At 61.5% G+C, this 22,278-nt stretch carries 19 protein-coding genes; 15 read left to right on the forward strand and 4 right to left on the reverse strand.

Going from position 1 to position 22,278, the window contains the following annotated elements:
* Positions 1-96 precede the first annotated feature (96 nt).
* Positions 97-573 carry a transcription elongation factor GreA gene (greA, locus tag B0G76_RS04670; protein ID WP_054036257.1) on the forward strand — a complete coding sequence of 159 codons (477 nt, stop codon included), beginning with the start codon at positions 97-99 and terminating at the stop codon, positions 571-573.
* 20 nt (positions 574-593) lie between these two features.
* A complete protein-coding gene (locus tag B0G76_RS04675; protein ID WP_120290477.1) occupies positions 594-1,103 on the forward strand; it encodes a DUF4149 domain-containing protein in 510 nt (169 codons plus the stop codon).
* 139 nt (positions 1,104-1,242) lie between these two features.
* On the opposite strand, the gene B0G76_RS04680 is transcribed toward B0G76_RS04675, so the two are convergent.
* Positions 1,243-1,773, reverse strand: coding sequence for a YhbY family RNA-binding protein (locus B0G76_RS04680; protein ID WP_063496816.1), 531 nt, complete (start codon positions 1,771-1,773; stop codon positions 1,243-1,245).
* 182 nt (positions 1,774-1,955) lie between these two features.
* On the opposite strand from B0G76_RS04680, the gene B0G76_RS04685 reads away from it, so the two are divergent.
* The 11 genes from B0G76_RS04685 (at position 1,956) to phoR (ending at position 14,315) form a co-directional block, all read left to right on the forward strand.
* Positions 1,956-2,618, forward strand: a complete 663-nt coding sequence (locus B0G76_RS04685) for an RlmE family RNA methyltransferase (protein WP_054036258.1) — start codon at positions 1,956-1,958, stop codon at positions 2,616-2,618.
* Positions 2,619-2,806: 188 nt separating this feature from the next.
* Positions 2,807-4,696: an ATP-dependent zinc metalloprotease FtsH gene (gene ftsH, locus B0G76_RS04690; protein ID WP_054036261.1), complete on the forward strand. Its 1,890-nt coding sequence runs from the start codon at positions 2,807-2,809 to the stop codon at positions 4,694-4,696.
* A gap of 69 nt (positions 4,697-4,765) precedes the next feature.
* Complete coding sequence (gene folP / locus B0G76_RS04695) at positions 4,766-5,680, forward strand: dihydropteroate synthase (RefSeq protein WP_120290479.1); 915 nt, start codon at positions 4,766-4,768, stop codon at positions 5,678-5,680.
* Positions 5,681-5,708: 28 nt separating this feature from the next.
* Positions 5,709-7,067: a phosphoglucosamine mutase gene (gene glmM, locus B0G76_RS04700; RefSeq protein WP_120290481.1), complete on the forward strand. Its 1,359-nt coding sequence runs from the start codon at positions 5,709-5,711 to the stop codon at positions 7,065-7,067.
* Between the two features lie 368 nt (positions 7,068-7,435).
* Entirely contained in the window at positions 7,436-8,467 is a 1,032-nt protein-coding gene (gene pstS, locus B0G76_RS04705; RefSeq protein ID WP_120290483.1) for a phosphate ABC transporter substrate-binding protein PstS, read from the forward strand.
* Positions 8,468-8,610: 143 nt separating this feature from the next.
* The gene (pstC, locus tag B0G76_RS04710) at positions 8,611-9,612 is read left to right on the forward strand and encodes a phosphate ABC transporter permease PstC (protein WP_120290485.1); all 1,002 of its coding nucleotides are present in this window, start codon (positions 8,611-8,613) and stop codon (positions 9,610-9,612) included.
* Positions 9,609-10,505, forward strand: coding sequence for a phosphate ABC transporter permease PstA (pstA, locus tag B0G76_RS04715; RefSeq protein ID WP_120290487.1), 897 nt, complete (start codon positions 9,609-9,611; stop codon positions 10,503-10,505). The genes pstC and pstA overlap by 4 nt, the downstream gene beginning before the upstream one ends.
* Positions 10,506-10,522: 17 nt before the next feature.
* A complete protein-coding gene (pstB, locus tag B0G76_RS04720; protein WP_120290489.1) occupies positions 10,523-11,371 on the forward strand; it encodes a phosphate ABC transporter ATP-binding protein PstB in 849 nt (282 codons plus the stop codon).
* 32 nt (positions 11,372-11,403) lie between these two features.
* Positions 11,404-12,108, forward strand: a complete 705-nt coding sequence (phoU, locus tag B0G76_RS04725) for a phosphate signaling complex protein PhoU (protein WP_028199154.1) — start codon at positions 11,404-11,406, stop codon at positions 12,106-12,108.
* A 25-nt stretch (positions 12,109-12,133) separates the two neighbouring features.
* A complete protein-coding gene (phoB, locus tag B0G76_RS04730) occupies positions 12,134-12,835 on the forward strand; it encodes a phosphate regulon transcriptional regulator PhoB (protein ID WP_028199153.1) in 702 nt (233 codons plus the stop codon).
* 166 nt (positions 12,836-13,001) lie between these two features.
* Entirely contained in the window at positions 13,002-14,315 is a 1,314-nt protein-coding gene (gene phoR, locus B0G76_RS04735) for a phosphate regulon sensor histidine kinase PhoR (RefSeq protein ID WP_120290491.1), read from the forward strand.
* A gap of 109 nt (positions 14,316-14,424) precedes the next feature.
* Here the strand turns inward: phoR and ppk1 are convergent, their stop codons facing one another.
* Positions 14,425-16,488: a polyphosphate kinase 1 gene (gene ppk1, locus B0G76_RS04740; RefSeq protein WP_120290493.1), complete on the reverse strand. Its 2,064-nt coding sequence runs from the start codon at positions 16,486-16,488 to the stop codon at positions 14,425-14,427.
* A 202-nt stretch (positions 16,489-16,690) separates the two neighbouring features.
* Here ppk1 and ppx point away from each other — a divergent pair, with 202 nt between their 5' ends.
* Complete coding sequence (gene ppx, locus B0G76_RS04745) at positions 16,691-18,316, forward strand: exopolyphosphatase (RefSeq protein ID WP_120290495.1); 1,626 nt, start codon at positions 16,691-16,693, stop codon at positions 18,314-18,316.
* A gap of 263 nt (positions 18,317-18,579) precedes the next feature.
* The gene (locus B0G76_RS04750) at positions 18,580-20,316 is read left to right on the forward strand and encodes an IS1634 family transposase (RefSeq protein ID WP_120290496.1); all 1,737 of its coding nucleotides are present in this window, start codon (positions 18,580-18,582) and stop codon (positions 20,314-20,316) included.
* A gap of 79 nt (positions 20,317-20,395) precedes the next feature.
* On the opposite strand, the gene B0G76_RS04755 is transcribed toward B0G76_RS04750, so the two are convergent.
* Both B0G76_RS04755 and sixA read right to left on the reverse strand, forming a co-directional pair.
* Positions 20,396-21,208, reverse strand: a complete 813-nt coding sequence (locus tag B0G76_RS04755; RefSeq protein ID WP_120290498.1) for a GNAT family N-acetyltransferase — start codon at positions 21,206-21,208, stop codon at positions 20,396-20,398.
* Positions 21,209-21,423: 215 nt separating this feature from the next.
* Positions 21,424-21,882: a phosphohistidine phosphatase SixA gene (sixA, locus tag B0G76_RS04760; RefSeq protein WP_120296203.1), complete on the reverse strand. Its 459-nt coding sequence runs from the start codon at positions 21,880-21,882 to the stop codon at positions 21,424-21,426.
* Positions 21,883-22,278: the final 396 nt, after the last annotated feature.

Below are 22,278 nucleotides of genomic sequence, written 5' to 3' on the forward strand. Positions count from 1 at the left end.
TGCTGTGGCCCGGGTTTTGCCCGGAACGTCAGCTCCCACGGAATGCACTTAACCGCGGTGATTTTTTTTACGGCTATTTTTTGCATAGAGTTGTTTATGAGCACTGTTCCATTGACTAAGCGCGGCGCGGAAATGTTGCGCGATGAATTGCAGCGCCTGAAATCGGTTGAGCGTCCCTCGGTGATCAATTCGATCGCGGAAGCGCGTGCCCAGGGCGATCTGTCGGAGAACGCGGAATACGACGCGGCGAAGGAAAAGCAGGGCTTCATCGAAGGCCGTATTGCCGAAATCGAATCGAAGCTGGCCGGTGCGCAGGTGATCGACCCGGCGGCGGTCGAAGCAGACGGGCGCGTGGTGTTCGGCGCAACGCTCGAACTTGAAGACCTCGATTCGGGCGCCAAGGTCAAATACCAGATCGTCGGCGACGACGAAGCGGACATCGACCACGGTCTGATCTCGATCAGCTCGCCGATCGCGCGCGCATTGATCGGCAAGTCGGAAGGCGACGTTGCATCGGTGCAGGCACCGGGCGGCGTCCGCGAGTACGAAATCATCGCGGTTAGCTACGTTTGAAGGCGGCCCCGGTGTCCTTGATGCCGCATCGACTGTTCCGCCTGCTGACGGTAGTGTGGGTCGGTAGTCTGTTGACTATCGGCTATGCCGTCGCGCCGGTGTTGTTTACGTCGCTCGACCGCACGACAGCGGGTGCTGTGGCGGCGCAACTGTTTCGCATCGAGGGCGTGCTGGGCGCGGTGTGCGGCATTTTGCTGCTGGTTCTGGCGAACCTGCTGGTTCGCCGCGGCAGTGAGGTCTATCGTCGTTTGCGCTGGTTGATCGCCGGTATGCTGGTGTGCGTGCTGGTGGGCTACTTTGCGTTGCAGCCGTTCATGAATGCCATGCGCATTGCCGCGCTGGAAGCGGGCAGCGACGTCGGTCATTCGGCTTATGCGACACGCTTTGGCATTCTGCACGGCGTGTCGAGTCTGTTTTACCTGATTGAAAGCCTGCTGGGTGTGGCGCTGGTGTGGAAGCTGCCGGCGAGCGTCGGCGTCGTGACGGCGAAGCAGGGCGCTCGCAATGCAGCGAGTAAGGTAACCGGTTAAGTGATACGGTTACGGCTTGCTCGAGCGGGTTCACTTGTAGCGAGCGTCGCTCAAGCGGCATGTTCTGGGCAAAGTTGGCCAGTCGGCCTGAGCCGTTCATACCAAGGTGCGGACGCCGCCCGCACCCCTCATCATTCGCTTATTTCGACGACTGATGCGCGCGTTTCGCGCTGGTCTGGCGCTTCTTGGCGCGCTTGATGTTGCCGCCTTGCGTGACGCGTTCATTGCCGCGCACCACGACTGCCTTTGCCTTCGGCTTGCGCATCGGAATTTCGCTGGGTTTGACCACCGTGACCACGCGCGGTGCGCGGCCTTTACCCGGTTTGGCTTCGACAGCCGCTTCGCGGGCGCTCGGCAGGGCGCCACGCTTGGCCTTAACAGCCGGTTGCGCTGCCGCTTCCGGCTTCCAGATCACCAGCAGCTTGCCGATATGCTGGATCGGCGCGGCGTTCAGCGTGTCGCAGATCTGTTCGTAAATGGCGATGCGCTCTTCGCGTTCGTCGCCGAATACACGGATTTTGATCAGTTGATGCGCGCCAAGGTGGACCTTGATTTCCGACAGCACAGCGTCGGTCAAGCCTTCGGCGCCGACGAGCACGACCGGTTTGAGCGCATGTGCCTGGGAGCGCAACTCGGCGCGTTGGTCGGAAGAGACTTTAAGGGCTGGCATGGAAAGTGGGAGACTCGACTAAAATGGCGGCACCTGCATTTCCGAGAGATTCGGCCAATAGCGCAGGGCGGCGCGTCAGAACAACAGAATCGCGGATGACCGCCAGTTTTGGCGGTGGCCGCGCGAATTAACCGCGTATTATCCCCTAAAGCGCCACATTTCGCAGTAAGAGTTCACCTTCAATGGCAAAAAACAAGTTCAACACGGCGTGGTTGCATGATCACATCAACGACCCGTACGTCAAAATGGCGCAGCGGGAGGGCTATCGCGCCCGCGCAGCCTACAAGCTGAAGGAAATCGACGAGCAGGACAAGCTCATCCGGCCGGGTCAGGTGATCGTCGACCTCGGCTCCGTACCGGGCAGTTGGAGCCAGTACGCCCGCAACAAGCTCGCCAAGGGTTCGCAGCGCGACGCCGAGCGCGAGGGCGGCATCGACGGCACGATCATCGCGCTGGACATGCTGCCGATGGAGCCTATCGCCGACGTCCATTTCATTCAGGGCGACTTCCGCGAAGACTCGGTTCTCGAGCAACTCGAAGAATTAGTCGGGGAACGCCAGGTTGATCTTGTAATTTCGGATATGGCGCCCAACCTGTCGGGAGTGGCGGTGGCGGATGCCGCGCGAATCGAGCATCTGTGCGATATCGCGATGGAATTCTCGCAAAACCACCTGAAGCCGGATGGTGCCCTTTTAGTCAAATGTTTTCATGGCAGCGGTTATAGCCAGATTGTCGAAAAGTTCAAGCGCCAGTTCAAGGTGGTGGCGGCCCGCAAGCCAAAAGCTTCGCGGGACAAATCGTCAGAAACGTTTATTTTGGGTAAGCATCTCAAGCGGCCCGCATAGGCGCGCTGCAGGAAGGTTCCGCATCTGCCGATAATGTGCCATGGCGCCGGAGATTGGCGCTCTGACGGCCCGCTACGCTATTTATGTGGTAGTGAATCGTTATGGCGGGGGTCTGCGGACTGGATTAGAATGCTTTCGTGGTGCCGCAAGGCAAATGTAGGCGCCCGTCTAAGTGAAGGAGTGGTGCTTTGAACAACAATATGTTTTCGAAAGCAGCAGTGTGGCTGGTTATCGCACTGGTGCTGTTTACGGTGTTCAAGCAGTTCGACAAGCCCCGTGTCCAGGAAGGCGTTTCCTATTCGCAGTTCATGGACGACGCGAAGAACGGCAAAGTCAAGAACGTCATTGTCCAGGGACGGAACCTCACGGTCACTCCAGCAGACGGCCAGAAGTACCAGATCGTGTCGCCCGGGGACATCTGGATGGTCGGCGATCTGATGAAGTATGGCGTTCAGGTGAGCGGCAAGGCTGATGACGAACCGAATGCGCTGGTGTCCGCGCTGTACTACCTCGGACCGACGATCCTGATCATCGGCTTCTGGTTCTACATGATGCGACAGATGCAGGGAGGCGGGAAAGGCGGTGCGTTCTCGTTCGGTAAATCCCGTGCACGTCTGATCGACGAAAATAACAACGCAATCAATTTCACCGACGTCGCGGGTTGCGACGAAGCGAAGGAAGAAGTTTCCGAACTGGTCGATTTCCTGCGCGATCCGCAGAAGTTCCAGAAACTGGGTGGGCGCATTCCGCGCGGCGTGCTGCTGGTCGGCCCGCCGGGAACCGGTAAGACGCTGCTGGCGCGCGCTATCGCCGGTGAGGCGAAGGTGCCGTTCTTCAGCATCTCGGGTTCGGACTTCGTGGAAATGTTCGTGGGTGTCGGTGCGGCCCGTGTGCGCGACATGTTCGAGCAGGCCAAGAAGCATGCGCCGTGTATCGTGTTCATCGACGAAATTGACGCGGTCGGCCGCCATCGTGGCGCCGGCATGGGCGGCGGTAACGACGAACGCGAACAGACCTTGAATCAGATGCTGGTCGAGATGGACGGCTTCGAAGCGAACTCGGGCGTGATCGTGATCGCTGCCACGAACCGTTCGGACGTACTGGACAAGGCGCTGCTGCGTCCGGGCCGTTTCGACCGTCAGGTGTACGTCGGTCTGCCGGACATCCGCGGCCGCGAACACATCATGAAGGTTCACCTGCGCAAGGTGCCGATTTCGAACGACGTCGACGCAGCAGTGATCGCACGTGGCACGCCGGGCTTCTCGGGCGCCGATCTGGCGAACCTGGTCAACGAAGCAGCCCTGTTCGCGGCTCGCCGCGGCAAGCGCATCGTTGAAATGAACGACTTCGAAGACGCGAAAGACAAGATTTTCATGGGTCCGGAGCGCAAGTCGGCCGTGATTCGCGAAGAATCGAAGCGTGCTACGGCGTATCACGAGTCGGGTCACGCGGTCATCGCCAAGCTGTTGCCGAAGGCCGATCCGGTGCATAAGGTCACGATCATCCCGCGCGGCCGTGCGCTGGGCGTCACGTGGCAGTTGCCGGAGCATGACAACGAAACGTATTCGAAGGACTACCTGCTGGACCGCCTCGCGATCCTGTTCGGTGGCCGCGTTGCGGAAGAGCTGTTCTTGAACCTGATCAGCACCGGCGCATCGGACGACTTCAACAAGGCAACGGCTACGGCCCGCGCCATGGTGGCTCGCTTCGGTATGACGGACGCGCTCGGACCGATGGTCTACGTCGACGACGAAAACGACGCAACGCCGTTTGGCCGTGGCTTTACGCGCACCATTTCGGAAGCGACGCAACAGAAGGTCGACGCGGAAATCCGCCGCGTGCTCGACGAGCAGTACAACCTCGCCAAGCGCCTGCTGGACGAGAACCGCGACAAGGTCGAAGCAATGACCGCCGCGCTGATGGAGTGGGAAACGATCGACGCCGATCAGATCAACGACATCATGGCAGGCCGTCCGCCGCGTTCGCCGAAGAGCTCGCCGCCGTCGGCAAGCGACGCTTCGTCGGGCGGTAGCCCGGGCACCGAAGTCAAGCCGGGCAGCGCGACCGCGCCGGCCTGATAGGCGACCATTAGAAAGTGCGGGCCGGTGTGTTTTCACACCGGCCCGTTTTGCATTTATCCGTTTTACATGATTGACCGCTACGTGTCGAAAGTCGAAATTCCTTCTCTTCCCATCCCCGAACCGCTGCAATGCGGCCGCTTCAAGCTGACCTTTGAACGCCCGTTGATCATGGGCATCCTGAACGTCACGCCCGATTCTTTTTCCGATGGCGGCCAGTACGCGATGCGCGACGAAGCGCTGCGTCAGGCCGAGCGCATGATGCTCGACGGCGCGGACATCATCGACATCGGCGGCGAGTCGACCCGCCCGGGTGCGCCGCCGGTGCCGCTCGACGAAGAGCTGGAGCGGGTGATCCCGTTGATCGAACAGCTGCACGGCGCGAATGTGCCGCTGTCGATCGATACGTACAAGCCGGAAGTGATGCGCCGCGCGCTGGCTGCGGGCGTCGACCTGGTCAACGACATCTGGGGTTTCCGGATGCCAGGCGCGATCGATGCCGTGCGCGACAGCGAGTGCGGTTTGTGCGTGATGCATATGTTCGGTGAGCCGCAGACCATGCAACTTCGTGAGCCCGACTATAAAGACGTGGTGAGCGAGGTCCGGCAGTTTCTCGAAGAACGGGTGGCAACCCTGACCCAGGCGGGCATCGCTCGTGGGCGCATCAGCGTGGATCCGGGCTTTGGCTTTGGCAAGGCGGTGGTCGAACACAATTACGCGCTGCTTGCGCACCTGCCGGACACGGCGCCGCGGGCCGAGCCGCCGTACCCCATTCTCGCCGGCATGTCGCGCAAGTCGATGGTCGGCGCGGTGGTCGGTCGTCCGGCGCCGGAGCGCGTTGCGGGCAGCATTGCCGCAGCGGTATGTGCCGCCGAACGCGGCGCGGCCATTTTGCGCGTGCACGATGTCGCGCAAACAGCAGATGCATTGAAAGTATGGGCAGCCATGCGCGACGCGGCGAACCACAGCCGCGCGCGTGGCTGACCCCAAAGACCAAGGAGGAACATAAAAGATGGCACGTCGATATTTTGGAACAGACGGGATTCGGGGCAAGGTCGGCGAAGGGCCCATTACACCGGAGTTCGTACTACGGCTCGGCTACGCCGCCGGCAAAGTGCTCGCGGGCGCGGACCGCTGGGCCAGAACGGGCGCGCGGCCAACGGTGCTGATCGGCAAAGACACACGGGTGTCGGGCTATATGCTCGAAGCCGCGCTCGAAGCGGGTTTTTCCGCGGCGGGCGTTGACGTTATGCTGGCCGGGCCGATGCCGACCCCGGGGATCGCCTATCTGACGCGCGCACTGCGGCTCGCCGCGGGTGTCGTGATCAGCGCGTCGCACAACCCGTACTACGACAACGGCATCAAATTCTTCTCCGCCGACGGCAACAAGCTGCCCGACGAAGTGGAATTGCAGATCGAAGAACAACTCGATCTGCCGCTCGCATGCGCCGCCTCCGAGCAGCTCGGCAAGGCGCGGCGTCTTGACGACGCAGCCGGCCGCTACATCGAATTTTGCAAGAGCACCTTCCCGGCAGCGTTCGACTTGCGCGGCCTGAAGCTGGTGGTCGACTGCGCGCACGGTGCCGCGTACGACGTTGCGCCGCACGTGTTCCACGAACTCGGCGCCGATGTGATTCCGATCGGCGTCGCGCCGAACGGTTTCAACATCAACGACGGCGTCGGCGCGACCGCTCCGGACGCACTGGTGCGCGCAGTGCGCGCGAACCACGCGGACCTTGGCATCGCACTCGACGGCGACGCCGACCGGCTGCAGGTCGTGGACGCGGCCGGCCGCCTGTATAACGGCGACGAGCTGTTGTACGTGCTGGTCAAGGACCGGATGGCGACCGACGGTAAGGTGGAAGGCGCGGTCGGCACTTTAATGACCAACATGGCAATCGAAGTCGCGCTACAGAAAGCCGGCGTGAAGTTCGTCCGCGCGGCGGTGGGCGACCGTTACGTGCTCGAGCAGTTGCGTGAGCACGGTTGGCAACTGGGCGCAGAAGGTTCCGGCCATATTCTCTCCCTTGACCGCCATTCGACCGGCGACGGTATCGTGTCGGCCCTGCTGGTGCTGGCCGCAATGAAGCGCAGCGACAAAACGCTCGCCGAATTGCTCCACGGCGTCACGCTGTTTCCGCAGAAGTTGATCAATGTGCGGATGCAGCCCGGCGCGGACTGGAAGGGCAGCGACGCGATCCACCGCGCCATCAGCAAGGCCGAAGAAGCGTTGAACGGCAGCGGCCGCGTGCTGATTCGCGCTTCGGGCACCGAACCGGTTCTGCGCGTGATGGTGGAAGCGGAAAATGTCGACGACGCGGTTCACCACGCCGAAACGATCTCCGACGCCGTCAAGCTGGCGACTGCCTAGATATATCGCACAACAGGCTGATGGCGGTGCGGGAGGGCTCTGAATAAACCGTCCCGCCGTCATCCGGCCATTTTCTACACTGCGTTAGACGGCCGGTACGACTCTTTCAGCAAGCCGACCGTGCCAAAATTCATCCCGTGCGCACACGCAAACGTTCGCGCCCCATCTTTTTCGCCTAATCTGTAAGGCGACGCCTGCAACTCCGCCAGGACGGCAATTTGTACGCGTGGGCGCCTTTCATGTCAGTAATCCTGCTGTCACATCCGTTTCACGGTTAGTCACGTTACTGTCACAAAGAGACCCTAAGCTTCGCGGTGTTCATGCTATTCGCTCACACCGTTCACACCGCTCACACCCTTGGAGGTCTCATGAAATTGATGCAAACCGTGTTCGCTGGCGTCGCTGGCGCGCTTTTCGCGATCGCAGCGCAAGCCGCAGACATCACCGGCGCGGGCAGCACCTTCGCAGCACCGATCTACACGAAGTGGGCTGACGCCTACCAGAAGTCGGGCGGCGGCAAGGTCAACTATCAAGGTATTGGTTCGTCGGGCGGTATCAAGCAGATCGAAGCGAAGACCGTCGATTTCGCTGGCTCGGACGCTCCGCTGAAGGACGACGAACTCGCGAAGGCAGGTCTGTTCCAGTTCCCGACGGTTGTCGGTGGCGTGGTGCCGGCTATCAACGTGCCGGGCGTGAAGGCTGGTGAGTTGGCGTTGTCGGGCGAAGTCCTCGGCGACATCTACCTGGGCAAGATCAAGAAGTGGAATGATCCGGCAATCGCTGCGCTGAACCCGAAGATCAAGCTGCCGGATACCGACATCGCCGTGGTTCGCCGCGCTGACGGTTCGGGCACCACCTTCATCTGGACGAACTACCTGTCGAAGGTCAACGCAGACTGGAAGGCGAAGGTCGGCGAAGGCGCAACGGTCAGCTGGCCGACGGGCACGGGCGGCAAGGGCAACGACGGCGTCGCAGCTTTCGTTCAACGTCTGCCGGGCGCGATTGGCTACGTGGAATGGGCATACGCAAAGCAAAACCACATGACGTACGTCTCGATGAAGAACTCGACGGGCGCTGTGGTTGAGCCGAAGACGGAAACGTTCAAGGCAGCGGCTGCCGGTGCTGACTGGTCGAAGTCGTTCTACCAGATCCTGACGAACGAGCCGGGCAAGGACGCATGGCCGATCGTCGGCGCAACCTTCGTGCTGCTGCACACGGCGCAGGAAAAGCCGGCGCAAGGCACGGAAACGCTGAAGTTCTTCGACTGGGCGTTCAAGAATGGCACCCAGGCTGCAAACGATCTGGACTACATCTCGTTGCCGGATTCGGTCACTGCGGAAATCCGCACGAAGTGGAAGTCGCAGGTGAAGGACGCTGCAGGCAAGCCGATCGCTGATTAAGCGTTGCCGTAAAGCATCCAGCAAGACATTGGCCGTCCTCATTCGAGGACGGCCAATGGCATTACCCCGGCGACATTACGCCAGCATTACCCGCCGTACGACAAGAGTCGTACGGCAACTGGAAACAGGTCAATCAGGCTCCCATGTCCGATATCCAATTAGCGTCTGGCGCGGCGAGATCGACACCGCCAGGCAGCACGTCCCAGCAGAAAGCGCCCAGCCGCGCCGGCGACGTCATTTTCGGCGGCCTTGCCCGTCTGGCCGCCATCATCACCCTGTTGCTGCTCGGCGGCATCATCGTTTCACTGATCGTCGCCTCCCTGCCGTCGATCAAACAGTTCGGCCTCGCGTTTCTTTGGACCTCCGACTGGGATCCACCTAGCAAGCAATTTGGCGCATTGGTGCCTATCTACGGCACGATCGCGACCTCGCTCATTGCACTCATCATCGCGGTGCCCGTCAGCTTCGGCATCGCGCTTTTCCTGACCGAACTCTCGCCCGCGTGGCTGCGCCGTCCGCTCGGCGTGGCCATCGAACTGCTCGCCGCGATCCCGTCGATCGTCTACGGCATGTGGGGCCTGCTGGTGTTCGCGCCGATCTTCGCGCAGTGGTTCGAAAAGCCGCTTGGCGCCGTGCTGGGCGGCATCCCGTTCGTCGGCGCACTGTTTCAGGGCGCGCCGATCGGCATCGGTATTCTGTGCGCGGGTGTGATTCTCGCGATCATGATCATTCCGTACATCGCCTCGGTGATGCGCGACGTGTTCGAAGTCACGCCGGTCCTGCTGAAGGAATCGGCGTACGGCATCGGCTGCACGACCTGGGAAGTGATGTGGAAGATCGTGCTGCCCTTCACCAAGAGCGGCGTGATCGGCGGCGTGATGCTCGGCCTCGGCCGCGCACTCGGCGAGACCATGGCGGTCACCTTCGTGATCGGCAACACCAACCTGCTCGATAACGTTTCGCTGTTTTCGCCGGGCAACAGCATTACCTCGGCACTCGCGAATGAGTTCGCGGAAGCGGATCCGGGTCTGCATACATCGGCGCTGATGGAACTCGGTTTGATCCTGTTTGTGATTACTTTTGTCGTGCTGGCGATCTCGAAGGTCATGCTGCTTCGTCTCGAAAAAGGGGAGGGCGCGAAATGAGCCAGCCCACCTTGAATATGCCGGGTTCGAACGACGAAGCCGCGCTCGAAGCGATGCGCGTGCGTCTGCAAGGCCGCCGCCGCACGAAGAATGCGATTGCGCTGACCATGTCGCTCGCGGCCATGGCGTTCGGCCTGCTGTGGCTCGTGTGGATTCTTTATACGACCTTGCGTCTTGGCATCGGCGGCTTGTCGATCGAATTGTTCACGCAATCCACGCCGCCGCCGAACACCGATGGCGGCGGTCTCGCCAACGCGATCGTCGGCAGTCTGATGCTGGTTGTGCTCGCGACCTTCGTCGGTACGCCGATCGGCATTCTGGCGGGCGTCTATCTTGCCGAATATGGCCAGAAGGGCTGGCTCGCCAGTATCACGCGTTTCATCAACGACATTCTGTTGTCGGCGCCGTCGATCGTGGTGGGTCTGTTCGTCTACGCGCTGGTCGTCGCGAAAATGGGTCACTTCAGCGGTTGGGCCGGCGTGTTCGCACTCGCGCTGCTGCAGATTCCGATCGTGATCCGCACGACGGAAAACATGCTGAAGCTGGTGCCGAATGCACTGCGTGAAGCCGCTTTCGCACTCGGCACGCCGAAGTGGAAGATGGTGTTGTCGATCACGCTGAAGGCGTCGATCGCCGGTATCGTCACAGGTGTGCTGCTCGGCGTCGCACGTATTGCCGGTGAAACCGCGCCGCTGCTGTTCACCGCGCTGTCTAACCAGTTCTTCTCGATGAACATGAACCAGCCGGTCGCGAACCTGCCGGTCACGATCTACAAGTTCGCGATGAGCCCGTTTGCGCAATGGCAATCGCTCGCGTGGGCCGGTGTCTTCCTGATCACGCTCGCGGTGCTGGGATTGAACATCCTCGCGCGCACGATCTTTTCGAATAAGTAAGGGCGGAGTCTAATCCGATGAATATGGCAGAAACTCAAATCAATCCGACCGCGCGTCCGACGGCGCCCGCCGGTTTCGATCCCGCCCAAAGCGGCCAGGCGCAAGCGCCGTCGCGTCCGAAAATCGAGATCAACGACCTGAACTTCTTTTACGGGAAGTATCACGCGTTGAAGAACATCAATCTGCATGTTCCCGAAGGCAAGGTGACCGCGTTCATCGGCCCGTCGGGTTGCGGCAAATCCACCTTGCTGCGCACGCTCAACAAGATGTACGCGCTCTATCCGGAGCAGCGCGCCGAAGGCGAGATCCTGATGGACGGCGAAAACCTGCTGACCTCCAAGCGCGATATTTCGCTGCTGCGCGCGCGGATCGGCATGGTGTTCCAGAAGCCGACGCCGTTTCCGATGTCGATCTACGACAACATCGCGTTCGGCGTGAAGATGTTCGAAACGCTGCCGCGCTCGGAAATGGACGACCGCGTGGAGTGGGCGTTGACCAAGGCCGCGCTGTGGAACGAAGTGAAGGACAAGTTGGGCCAGAGCGGCTACGGTCTGTCCGGCGGCCAGCAGCAGCGTCTGTGCATCGCGCGCGGTATCGCGATCCGTCCCGAAGTGCTGCTGCTCGACGAGCCGTGCTCCGCGCTGGATCCGATTTCCACGGGCCGTATCGAAGAGCTGATCGCCGAATTGAAGAGCGATTACACGGTGGTGATCGTCACTCACAACATGCAGCAGGCTGCGCGCTGTTCGGACTACACTGCCTATATGTACCTCGGCGAACTGATCGAATTCGGCGACACCGAAAAGATCTTCATCAAGCCGCTCCGCAAGGAAACCGAGGACTACATCACCGGCCGCTTCGGCTAAGCCGTCGACGAGCAAAAACAAGGGAGTACGACATGTCCGATAAGCATCTGTCCAGCCAGTTCGACGCCGATCTGAACCTCGTTTCGTCGAAGGTCCTTGAAATGGGCGGCCTGGTCGAGTCGCAGATCGTCAACGCGATGATCGCACTCAACAACTTCGACCTCGACGTCGCCGAACAGGTGATCGCGGCCGAAGAGCGCCTGAACACGATGGAAGTCGAGATCGACGAAGAGTGCAGCAACATCATCGCGCGCCGTCAGCCGGCCGCACGTGACCTGCGCCTCCTGATCGCGATCTCGAAGACCATCACGAATCTCGAACGCGCCGGCGACGAAGCTGAAAAAATCGCCAAGCGCACCAAGCGTCTGATGGAAGACGGCGCCTCGCGCACCATCAATATCGCCGAGATCAAGTTGTCGGGCGAAATGGCGGTGTCGATCCTGCGCCGCGCGCTGGACGCATTTGCGCGTCTGGACACGGTGGCCGCCGCGCAGATCGTGCGCGACGACAAGGCGATCGACGAGGAATTCCGGGCTTTCGTTCGCAAGCTGATTTCGTACATGACTGAAGATCCGCGTTCGATTTCGGTGGGCCTCGATTTCCTGTTCATCGCCAAGGCGATCGAACGGATCGGCGACCACGCGAAGAACATCGCTGAATTCATCATCTACATTGTGAAGGGCACCGACGTGCGGCACAAATCGCGCGACGCGCTCGAACGCGAAGCACTCAGTTAATCAGTTATAAGGATCAGAGGTGCCGATGCCCAGCAGCATTCTCGTCATTGAAGATGAGCCCGCAATTTCCGAACTGATTTCGGTCAATCTTCAACACGCCGGACACTGCCCGATTCGCGCGTACAACGCGGAGCAGGCGCAAAACCTGATCAGCGACGTATTGCCCGACCTCGTGCTGCTCGACTGGATGTTGCCGGGCAAGTCAGGCATTGCGTTCGCCCGCGATCTGCGCAACAACGAGCGCACCAAGCACATTCCGATCATCATGCTGACCGCGCGCGGCGATGAACAGGACAAGGTGCTCGGCCTCGAAATCGGTGCCGACGACTACGTCACCAAGCCGTTTTCGCCGAAAGAGCTGATGGCGCGCATCAAGGCGGTGTTGCGCCGCCGCGCCCCGCAATTGACCGAAGACCTGGTGGCGATCAACGGTCTGAAGCTCGATCCGGCGACGCACCGCGTGGCCGCCCATGCGGAAGGCAGCGAGATCAAGCTCGACCTCGGCCCGACCGAATTCCGTCTGCTGCACTTCTTCATGACGCACCCGGAGCGCGTGCACAGCCGGACGCAACTGCTCGATCAGGTGTGGGGCGACCACGTGTTCGTCGAAGAGCGCACAGTGGACGTGCACATCAAGCGTCTGCGCGCGGCGCTCAAGCCGGCCGGCTGCGATGCTATGATTGAGACGGTACGCGGCAGCGGCTACCGGCTCGCGAAGAGCGCCTGAGTTTGCGGTAGTGCGAGTGGCGGTGTTTTAGCCGCGCGCGTTACGGTTGCCGCATACGTCTTGCAGGCCACATCGGTTACTTCGGGTACCCCGGTTACTTCGGTTACGTTAGGCGCCGCGGTTTTCAGATGCCGGCGTGTACGGTTTTCTCTTCGATCGCTAGAACATGAACATCATCTGGGCGCGCTCCATCGTGTCGGTCGTGCTGCTGGCTGTTCTGTGCGTGGTGGTCGGCGCACTCCTGAACGTCAAGGCAGGGCTGATCCTCGCGATTGTCATGCTGCTCGCGCAGAGCCTCTTCAGCACCTTTCACAAGCAGCGTTTGTGGCGCCTGCTCGACGCGCCGGTCTACGGCGAAGTGCCGAGCGCTCCCGGCATCTGGGGCGAAATCTACTACCGTCTGCATAAGCTCGCGAAGCGCTGGCATGCGCAGGTGCGTCAGGTCGAGCAGCAGCATTCGCGTTTCATCCAGGCAATCCAGGCTTCGCCGAATGGCGTCGCGATGCTCGACGATCACGATCAGATCGAGTGGTGCAACGCGATTTCCGAACTTCATTTCGGACTCGATGCGAAACGCGATCTGCGCCAGCACATCACGCACCTGGTGCGTCAGCCCGATTTCGTGCGCTATCTGAATTCGCAGCGCTACGAACAGATGCTGATCATGCGCGGCATGGGCGACAAGCGCCAGAACGTGCTGTCGGTGCAGGTGTTCCCGTACGGCGAAAATCGCAAGCTGGTGCTGTCGCAAGACATCACCGAGCTGGAGCGTACCGACGCGATGCGGCGTGACTTCGTCGCCAATGTCTCGCATGAACTGAAGACGCCGCTGACCGTGCTGTCGGGTTTTCTCGAGACGATGCGGGAACTGCCGTTGGGCGAAGCCGAGCGCGCGCGCTACCTCGAACTGATGGAGCAGCAGGCCTCGCGGATGCGTCATATCGTCAACGACTTGCTGGTGCTCGCAAAGCTCGAAGGCGACAACAAGCCGCCGAGCGATCAGATGATCGATATGCGCGCGGTGCTGCGGCATCTGAAAGACGACGCGGAAAGCCTGTCGAGCGACCATCACAAGATCGTGTTCGACGCCGACGAAGGACTTACCGTCACCGGCGTGGAAACGGAGATACTCAGTGCGCTTGGCAACCTCGTGACCAATGCGATCCGCTACACGCCGGACGGCGGTGCGATTGTGGTGACGTGGCACACCAACGGCGGCAGTGCGGTTTTTTCGGTCGCGGACAGTGGCTTGGGGATTCCGGCTGCGGACATTCCGCGTTTGACCGAGCGCTTCTATCGCGTCGACCGCAGCCGCTCGCGGGATACGGGCGGTACGGGCCTTGGTCTCGCCATCGTCAAGCATGTGCTGCAACGGCACGATGCGCAACTCGATGTGAAGAGCGAAGAGGGGCGTGGCAGCACGTTCACCGTGCGCTTCCCGGTGTATCGCACGGCGCGCCGGCAACCGGCGCCGGTCTAAGGATTTTGGCCTAAAAAAAGCCCGCCTGTAGCAAAGGCGGGCTTTTTTTATTGAGCGCCGCTGCTTAAGCGGCGCGCGAACACAAACAGGCAATCACGCGTTCACGAACTCACGTGCAGAATTTTCCCAGCAGACTCATCTGCGCATTGCGCGACGATTTACCCGGCCGCCGGCGCCGATAGTGACCGTCGCTTTGCATCAGCCACGCTGACTGGTTGTCGCCGAGAAACGCCGACAGGCCTTCGGCAATCACACGCCGCTTCAAGCGACGGTTGTTGACCGGGAACGCCACTTCCACACGCCGGAAGAAATTACGGTCCATCCAGTCGGCGCTCGACAGATACACCTGTTCCTTGCCTTCGTCGTAGAAATAGAAGATGCGGTGATGTTCGAGGAAACGCCCGACAATCGAACGCACCGTGATGTTCTCCGACAAACCCGGCACACCCGGTTGCAACGAACACACGCCGCGCACGATCAGATCGATCTTCACGCCGGCCTGAGATGCTTCGTACAGCTCGGCAATCACGGTGGGTTCGAGCAGCGCGTTCATCTTCGCGACGATGCGCGCCTTCTTGCCGGCACGCGCATGATCGGCTTCCGCGCGAATTGCGTCGACCAGTTTCGGATGCAGTGTGAACGGCGACTGCCACAACTCATGCAGCCTCAGTTCCCCGCCAATGCCGGTCAATTGCTGGAACACGTGATGCACGTCTTCGCAGATCTTCTGATCGGCGGTCATCAGAGCGAAGTCGGTATAAAGACGCGCCGTGCGCGGGTGATAGTTGCCGGTGCCAAGGTGCACGTAACGCTTGAGCGTTGTCTTGCCGCCCGACGACACGCGCCGCACGATCAGCATCATCTTCGCGTGGCACTTGTGGCCCACCACGCCGTATACGACATGCGCTCCCACCGCTTCAAGCTGGGACGCCCAGTTGATGTTGGTTTCTTCGTCGAAACGCGCGAGCAGTTCGACCACCACCGTCACTTCCTTGCCGTTGCGCGCGGCTTGCATCAGCGCGTCCATCAGCGGGGAGTCGGTGCCGGTGCGATAGATGGTCTGCTTGATAGCCATCACATTCGGGTCTTTAGCCGCCTGCAACAGCAACTCGAGCACCGGCTGAAAGCTCTCGTAAGGATGATGCAGCAGCACGTCGCCCTGATCGATCACATCGAACATGTTCGCGGCGTTGGCGATCTGTGACGGAATCGCGGGGATGTGCGGCACGAACTTCAGGTCGGGCCGGTCTACCATCTCCGGCAATTGCATCAGCCGGACCAGATTGACGGGTCCGTTGACGAAATAACAATCCTTGGTGGTCAGGCTGCTTTCGTCGAGCAGGCGCCGCACGACATGCTCGGGCGTTTCCGCCGACACTTCGAGCCGCACCGCGTTGCCCAGATGCCGCGCCGGCAGTTCACCCTGCAACGCGACACGCAGATTGGTGATTTCGTCTTCGTCGACGAACAGTTCGCTGTTGCGCGTGATACGAAACTGATTACAGGTGCGCACCACCAGATGCGGGAACAGCTCGCCGACAAAGCGCTGCAGCAACGAGCTCAGCAGCACGAAGCCATGCGGATAGCCCGACAGTTCCTGCGGCATGCGCACGAGCCGCGGCAACGCACGCGGCGCCTGCACGATGCCCATCATCGCCTGGCGGCCGAACGCGTCCTTGCCTTCGAGTTCGACGACGAAATTCAGGCTCTTGTTGAGCACGCGCGGAAACGGGTGAGCCGGATCGAGGCCGATCGGCGTGAGCACCGGCAGCAGTTCGTCGAAGAAGTAGTTGCGCGCCCATTCGGTCTGCGTTTCGTTCCACGCTTCGGTGCCGTGAAAATAGATGCCTTCTGTCTCGAGCGCGGTGAACACCGTGTCGTGCAGCATGGTGTACTGGCGATGCACGAGCCTCTGTGCGCGCTCGACCACGAGGTCGTACACGTGCTGCAACGACATACCGTCCGGCGACATCGCACCGGGGTTGTCGCGCATCTGTTCCTGCAGTCCGGCCATGCGGACTTCGAAGAATTCGTCGAGGTTGCTACTGGTAATGCAGATGAAGCGCAGGCGTTCGAGCAAAGGGACGGCAGGGTCGGCAGCTTGTGCCAACACGCGCTCGTTGAAACCCAGAATGCCCAGCTCGCGATTCAATAAGGGGTAGCGGATGGACATCGGCAGCGAGAATGGAATGTCAGGAGGGGAGACGAAAAGACGCTCGGAAATTCTCACAGTATGATGGCGTTGTTATGACATTTGCAGTGTTATAAATTGTACGCCGTATTCGTCGCGTGTCGTAATTATGACGCAGTGCATATGGGACCATAGGGCACCCCCATTACTGCGAGGCGACATCGTGAGGCCCGGTACGCTTAGAATGGCGTCTTTGAACAGCGCGGCCGGCCATAAGGCGCCCAAGGCATCACGTGGACATCCGGCACCTTCCACGTCCAACGCCGCCGCGCACGCGCGCATGGAGTCCGCTTACTCGATGGTCACAACTCCACAACTTCTTGCTGCCGTCGATCTCGGTTCGAACAGCTTCCGGCTGATCGTGGGCCGGGTCGAAGAAACCGACGCAGGCAGCCAGATCTATCAGGTCGACGCATTGCGCGAGCCGGTGCGTCTTGCCGCCGGTCTGTCGAGCGACAAGATGCTCGACCGCGCCTCGCAGGTGCGCGGCTGGGATGCGCTCAAGCGTTTCGGGGAGCGGCTGCGCGACTTTCATCCCGATCACGTTCGCGCCGTCGCCACCAACACGCTGCGCATCGCCAAGAACGCCGGTGAGTTTCTCGGCGAGGCGCAAGCCGCGCTCGGCTTCCCGATCGAAGTGATTGCCGGGCGTGAAGAAGCACGTCTGATTTATGCAGGGGCTGCACACTCCGTGCCCGCGAGCGCGGGCAAGCGTCTCGTCGTGGATATCGGCGGCGGCTCGACGGAATTCATCATCGGTTCGCACTACACGCCGATCAAGATGGAGAGCCTGTATATCGGCTGCGTGAGCCATAGCCGCGCATTCTTCCCGGCAGGCAATGTCGACGAATACACGATGCGCCAGGCCGAACTCGCCGCGAGCCGTGAAATCCAGATCATTTCCGCGGAATACAAAAAAACCGGGTGGGAACAGGCCATCGGTTCGTCGGGTACCGCGCGGGCGCTCGCTGAACTGGTCGAGGCAAACGGCTTCAACGATCCGGGCGTCACGCACGGCATCTCGCGCGGCGGCCTCGAGCGCCTCAAGCGCGCGCTGATCAAGGCGGAGAACGTCAATCGTCTGAAGCTGGTCGCGTTGAAGGCCGATCGTATTCCGGTGCTGGCCGGTGGGCTGTCGATCATGATCGCGGTGTTCGACGAACTCGGCGTCGATTACGTCGATACAACGGATGGCGCGCTGCGCCTTGGCGTGCTGTACGACCTGCTGGGCCGTGCGCAGCACGAAGACATGCGCACGGTGACGGTGGAAGGCTTCATGCGCCGTTATGGCGTGGACCGCGCACAGGCCGGGCGTATCGGTGAACTCGCGGTGCGGTTTTACGACCAGTTTGCCGAGCCGGACGAGGAGCGCCGTGCCGAGAACCGCATGTTCCTCGGCTGGGCTGCGGCCTTGCACGAAATCGGGCTGTCGATTTCCCACAGCGCCTATCACAAGCATTCGGCCTATATCGCCAGCAACGCCGACATGCCGGGTTTTTCGCGCACCGACCAGGCGCGGCTCGCCGCGCTGGTGCTCGGCCACGCGGGGAAGCTCGGCAAGCTGTCGCAAACACGCGAAGTGGAATGGCCGCTGTTGTTCTGTCTGCGGCTCGCGGCGCTGCTTTGCCGCCGACGTGCCGATGTCGGTTTGCCGGGTATCGCGGTCGCGCAGGTCAATGGCGGCTATGAGGTGCGTCTGCCGAACGAATGGGTGGCTAACAATCCGCTGACCGATTACAGCCTGATCCAGGAAGCTGCGGAGTGGGAGAAGGTTGGCATTCCGTATCGCGTGGTCTACACGGACGATTGAGCATCTCGCGTTGCAAATGAAAAAAGCCCGGCGGAATTCGTTCTGCCGGGCTTTTTTGTCTGCGTCTGCATCGTCAGCCCGCTGAATGAGCCGGGCGGTTTGCGCACTATTTAACCCGAAGTTCCCCCATCCACCCAAGCCACCAAGCGGGTGCAAGCCCCCGTGTTTCAAGGCATCCGCGCTTTCGAAGCCCTTCCTGTGGATTACAAAATGTAGTCACTAAAATTTCTTGAAATCTACGCAATATTACCTATATTTGTTCTATGGCAAGCAGGACTGGAACCGCTCACGTCGTCACCACAACGCGCACTTACAAGGGCACGGTGTACCGCACGCACCTGCTGCGACGTAGCTACCGCGAGGACGGCAAGGTCAAGAACGAGACGCTGGGCAACCTCTCGCATCTGCCCGAGCCGCTGATCGAGATCATTCGGCGCTCGCTGCAGGGCGAGACGTTCGTCCCGCTGGGCCAGGCGTTCGAAGTCACCGGCTCCCTCGCTCACGGCCATGTGCAGGCCGTTGAGTTGGCGATGCAGCGCCTGGACTTCGCGTCGCTGCTGGGCAGCAAGCCCTCACCTGAGCGCGAACGGGTGCTGGCGATGGTGGCCGCGCGCATCGTGGCGCCGCACACAAAGCTGGCCACCACGCGCTGGTGGCACACCACCACGCTGGCGACGGACTTCGGCGTGGCCGACGCGAACGAGGACGATCTGTACGCGGCGATGGACTGGCTGCTCGCGCGCCAGGACGCGATCCAGAAGAAGCTCGCCGCGCGGCATTTGAGCGCCGGCGGCCTGGTGCTGTACGACCTGAGTTCGAGCTACTTCGAGGGCACCACCTGCCCGCTGGCCCGGCTGGGCCACAACCGCGACGGCAAGAAGGGACTGCTGCAGGTCAATTACGGACTGCTCACCGATGCGCGGGGCTGCCCGGTAGCGGTGTCGGTGTATGAAGGCAACGTGGCCGACAGCAGCACCTTCCTGCCCGAGGTGCAGCGCCTGCGCGAGAGCTTCGGCGTCGGGCAGCTGGTGATGGTCGGCGATCGCGGCATGATCTCCAGCAAGGCCATCGACGAGCTGCGCGAGACGCAGGGCATCGACTGGATCACGGCCTTGAAGAGTGCATCGATCCGCGCACTGGTCGAGCAGGGCCAACTGCAGCTGGGGCTGTTCGATGAGCACAACCTCATGGAGATCGCCTCGCCGGAGTATCCCGGCGAGCGGCTGGTGGCGTGTCGCAATCCGCAGCTCGCGACGCTGCGAGCGCACAAGCGGCAGGACCTGCTCGCTGCTACCGAAAAGAACCTGCAGCAGATCAAGGAACGCGTGGAAGCGGGCAGACTCAAGGGCGCCGATGCGATTGGGCTGCGCGTGGGCAAGGTGGTCAACCAGTACAAGGTGGCCAAACACTTTGAACTGCAGATCAGCGACGGGAGCTTCTCGTTTACGCGCAAGCACGAGGCGATCGCCGCGGAGGCCGCGCTGGACGGCATCTACATCATCCGTACTTCGGTCGAGGCCACGCGCATGGAGGCGGCCGAGTGCGTGCGCAACTACAAGGCGCTGGCCAACGTCGAGCGGGCCTTCCGCAGCCTCAAGACGGTGGACCTGAAGGTGCGCCCAATCCACCATCGCACGGCTGCTCGGGTGCGCGCGCACATTCTGCTGTGCATGCTCGCCTACTACGTGGAATGGCACATGCTCGAAGCCTGGCGCGAACTGATGTTCGCCGACACCGACCTGGCGGCCAAGGCCACGCGCGACCCGGTGGCGCCGGCGCAGCGCTCGCAGCAGGCGCAGGAGAAGGTGGTGAGTCGCACCGTGGCGGATGGCTCGCCCGTCCACAGCTTCTCCACGCTGATGGCCGAGCTGGGCAGCATTGTGCGCAACACCTGCCGCACACCAGGAGCTGGCCCCGAGGCGCCGACGTTCGACATCATCACCACGCCCAATGTGACGCAGCGTCACGCACTCGATCTGATCAGACGGATCCACCCGTAGACAGAAACCGGATCTCCGAATTTATGCCGGTGCCTGTGGCACGGGGGCAAACTCGCCCGGCCAATACTGGAACTTCGGTTTAACGCGGCGACGCGTCACCGAGGAAGTGCCGCGCGTAACGCGCGTTGATATCCGTCAGACGCAACAGCGTCAAAAAATCTGCCGTGTTGAAGTCAGGATCCCAGGCCGGCGCACCGCAAATCTTCGCACCGAGGCGCAGATAGCCTTTCACCAGCGGCGGCGGTGCGACGTCGGCGCCGGTTTGCAATTCTTCGACCGGCAGTGGCGTGTGCGGGAACGCGCGATATTCCGGCGCCGTCAGCGCATTGTCGCGCAGCGCGCAGTACAGATTCGCCGCGTAGTGGCCACCGTCGACCATCGCGACGCTCGCGCAGCCGAGCATCGTTTCGTAGTTGTTGTGCTTCATGTATGCGGCGAGCCCTGCCCACAGCGACATGATCACCGCGCCGCTGCGATAGTCCGGGTGCACGCACGAACGGCCCACTTCGACCATCTTCGCGCGCAGGTGCGTGAGGCGCGACACGTCGAATTCGCTTTCGGCATACAGGCGTCCGATACGGGCGGCCTGGTGCGGCGGCAGCGCGCGATAGGTGCCGACCACTTTCAGCGTGTCCAGATCGCGCACCAGCAGGTGATCGCAGTACGAATCGAACGAATCGACGTCGAGACCGGCCGGACCTGACAGGCGTGCGCCCATTTCATCGGCGAAGACACGGTAGCGCAGACGCTGGGCTTCGCGCAGTTCTTCGTCGGTGCGCGCCCACGTAACTTGCAGGCGATGCTGGGCGGTGACCGTCTCTTCGGCGCGCGGTAGGCGGCGCGTTTCGAAGATCGAAGCCAGGGGCAGGGTGGGCGTCGGCAGTTCTCGCATGTGGCGTCCTGGTCGAAAAAAGGGAGATTTCTTTTTTCGCCAATGTAGTAACGCCTGGTGACGCTCGCGTGGCAAAGACGTGACGATTGGATGACTGCCCGTAAGCCGCGTGCGCGCGGCTTGTAATGTCGGGGGTCGGGCGGCGCGAGTGTTGTTTCTGTGCTACCGGCCGAGGTGCGACCGGCTTAGGTTCTACCGGCTGAGATGCGACCGGCCTAGATCAGATCCGGGCTCATCGCCGCGCGCAGCACGGCCTGGTCGTCGCCGTCGCGCTCACGGCTTTCGATCCACCACAGGCCGGCTTTCTTCAGCGGCCAACTCGCTTCGCTGTTGCCGAGCAGGCGCGCCGTAACGTGGCCGAGCGTCGGCTGATGGCCGACGATCACCACAGTCTCCGAGATGCCTTTGGGCCAGCCGGCGGCCGTGAGCACATCGTCCGCACTGGCGTTAGGCGCGAGTTCGCGCACTACGCGATACTGGTCGCTCAAGGTTTCGGCGGTCTGGATGGTGCGTATCGCAGGGCTCGCGAGGACTAGCGCGTCTTCGGGCAGGCGGGTGCGCAGCCATTTGGCGACGTTCTGCGCCTGTTTGCGGCCTCGCGTGGTGAGCGCGCGGGCGAGATCGCTCGCGGCGAATTCTTCAGCTTCGGCGTGACGCCAGAGGATCAGATTCATGTTGAACTCCTTGTCTGTGCGGCAGCGGCAGGGCGGCACCGCTTTGTAGCACTGTCGCATGACGGTATGTAGGACGGCAAGGCGCGGCAATGCGGCGTGGAGTTCGGCTGCCGGACCGGGGGCACGATCGAAAGAAAACCGCAAAGCCTATCGTGGCGAGGGTTTGGGATATCCGCCGAGTGGCTGTTTGATGGCAGCACATTTCTCTCGCTCTCCAGACCAGGATTCGTCTGATTGATCGATGCAACGTGGCCGTGGTCTATTTGCGCGCTATCCGCGAAGCGGTAGTCATCGGGTATCTGACAAAAGTGCCGTCCGAACGATGCCCTTTGATTACCAGAGGCGGTGGTCGAAATAAAAAAATCGAAACCTGGTACAGATCCAAAGATCGGCCTC

The organism is Paraburkholderia sp. BL23I1N1 (assembly GCF_003610295.1).
Lineage (GTDB): Bacteria > Pseudomonadota > Gammaproteobacteria > Burkholderiales > Burkholderiaceae > Paraburkholderia.

Coding starts and splice junctions, on each gene's coding strand:
- greA (WP_054036257.1), top strand. CDS start 97: ATGAGCACTGTTCCATTGACTAAGCGCGGCGCGGAAATGTTGCGCGAT.
- B0G76_RS04675 (WP_120290477.1), top strand. CDS start 594: ATGCCGCATCGACTGTTCCGCCTGCTGACGGTAGTGTGGGTCGGTAGT.
- B0G76_RS04680 (WP_063496816.1), bottom strand. CDS start 1,773: ATGCCAGCCCTTAAAGTCTCTTCCGACCAACGCGCCGAGTTGCGCTCC.
- B0G76_RS04685 (WP_054036258.1), top strand. CDS start 1,956: ATGGCAAAAAACAAGTTCAACACGGCGTGGTTGCATGATCACATCAAC.
- folP (WP_120290479.1), top strand. CDS start 4,766: ATGATTGACCGCTACGTGTCGAAAGTCGAAATTCCTTCTCTTCCCATC.
- glmM (WP_120290481.1), top strand. CDS start 5,709: ATGGCACGTCGATATTTTGGAACAGACGGGATTCGGGGCAAGGTCGGC.
- pstS (WP_120290483.1), top strand. CDS start 7,436: ATGAAATTGATGCAAACCGTGTTCGCTGGCGTCGCTGGCGCGCTTTTC.
- pstC (WP_120290485.1), top strand. CDS start 8,611: ATGTCCGATATCCAATTAGCGTCTGGCGCGGCGAGATCGACACCGCCA.
- pstA (WP_120290487.1), top strand. CDS start 9,609: ATGAGCCAGCCCACCTTGAATATGCCGGGTTCGAACGACGAAGCCGCG.
- pstB (WP_120290489.1), top strand. CDS start 10,523: ATGAATATGGCAGAAACTCAAATCAATCCGACCGCGCGTCCGACGGCG.
- phoU (WP_028199154.1), top strand. CDS start 11,404: ATGTCCGATAAGCATCTGTCCAGCCAGTTCGACGCCGATCTGAACCTC.
- phoB (WP_028199153.1), top strand. CDS start 12,134: ATGCCCAGCAGCATTCTCGTCATTGAAGATGAGCCCGCAATTTCCGAA.
- phoR (WP_120290491.1), top strand. CDS start 13,002: ATGAACATCATCTGGGCGCGCTCCATCGTGTCGGTCGTGCTGCTGGCT.
- ppk1 (WP_120290493.1), bottom strand. CDS start 16,488: ATGTCCATCCGCTACCCCTTATTGAATCGCGAGCTGGGCATTCTGGGT.
- ppx (WP_120290495.1), top strand. CDS start 16,691: ATGGCGTCTTTGAACAGCGCGGCCGGCCATAAGGCGCCCAAGGCATCA.
- B0G76_RS04750 (WP_120290496.1), top strand. CDS start 18,580: ATGGCAAGCAGGACTGGAACCGCTCACGTCGTCACCACAACGCGCACT.
- B0G76_RS04755 (WP_120290498.1), bottom strand. CDS start 21,208: ATGCGAGAACTGCCGACGCCCACCCTGCCCCTGGCTTCGATCTTCGAA.
- sixA (WP_120296203.1), bottom strand. CDS start 21,882: ATGAATCTGATCCTCTGGCGTCACGCCGAAGCTGAAGAATTCGCCGCG.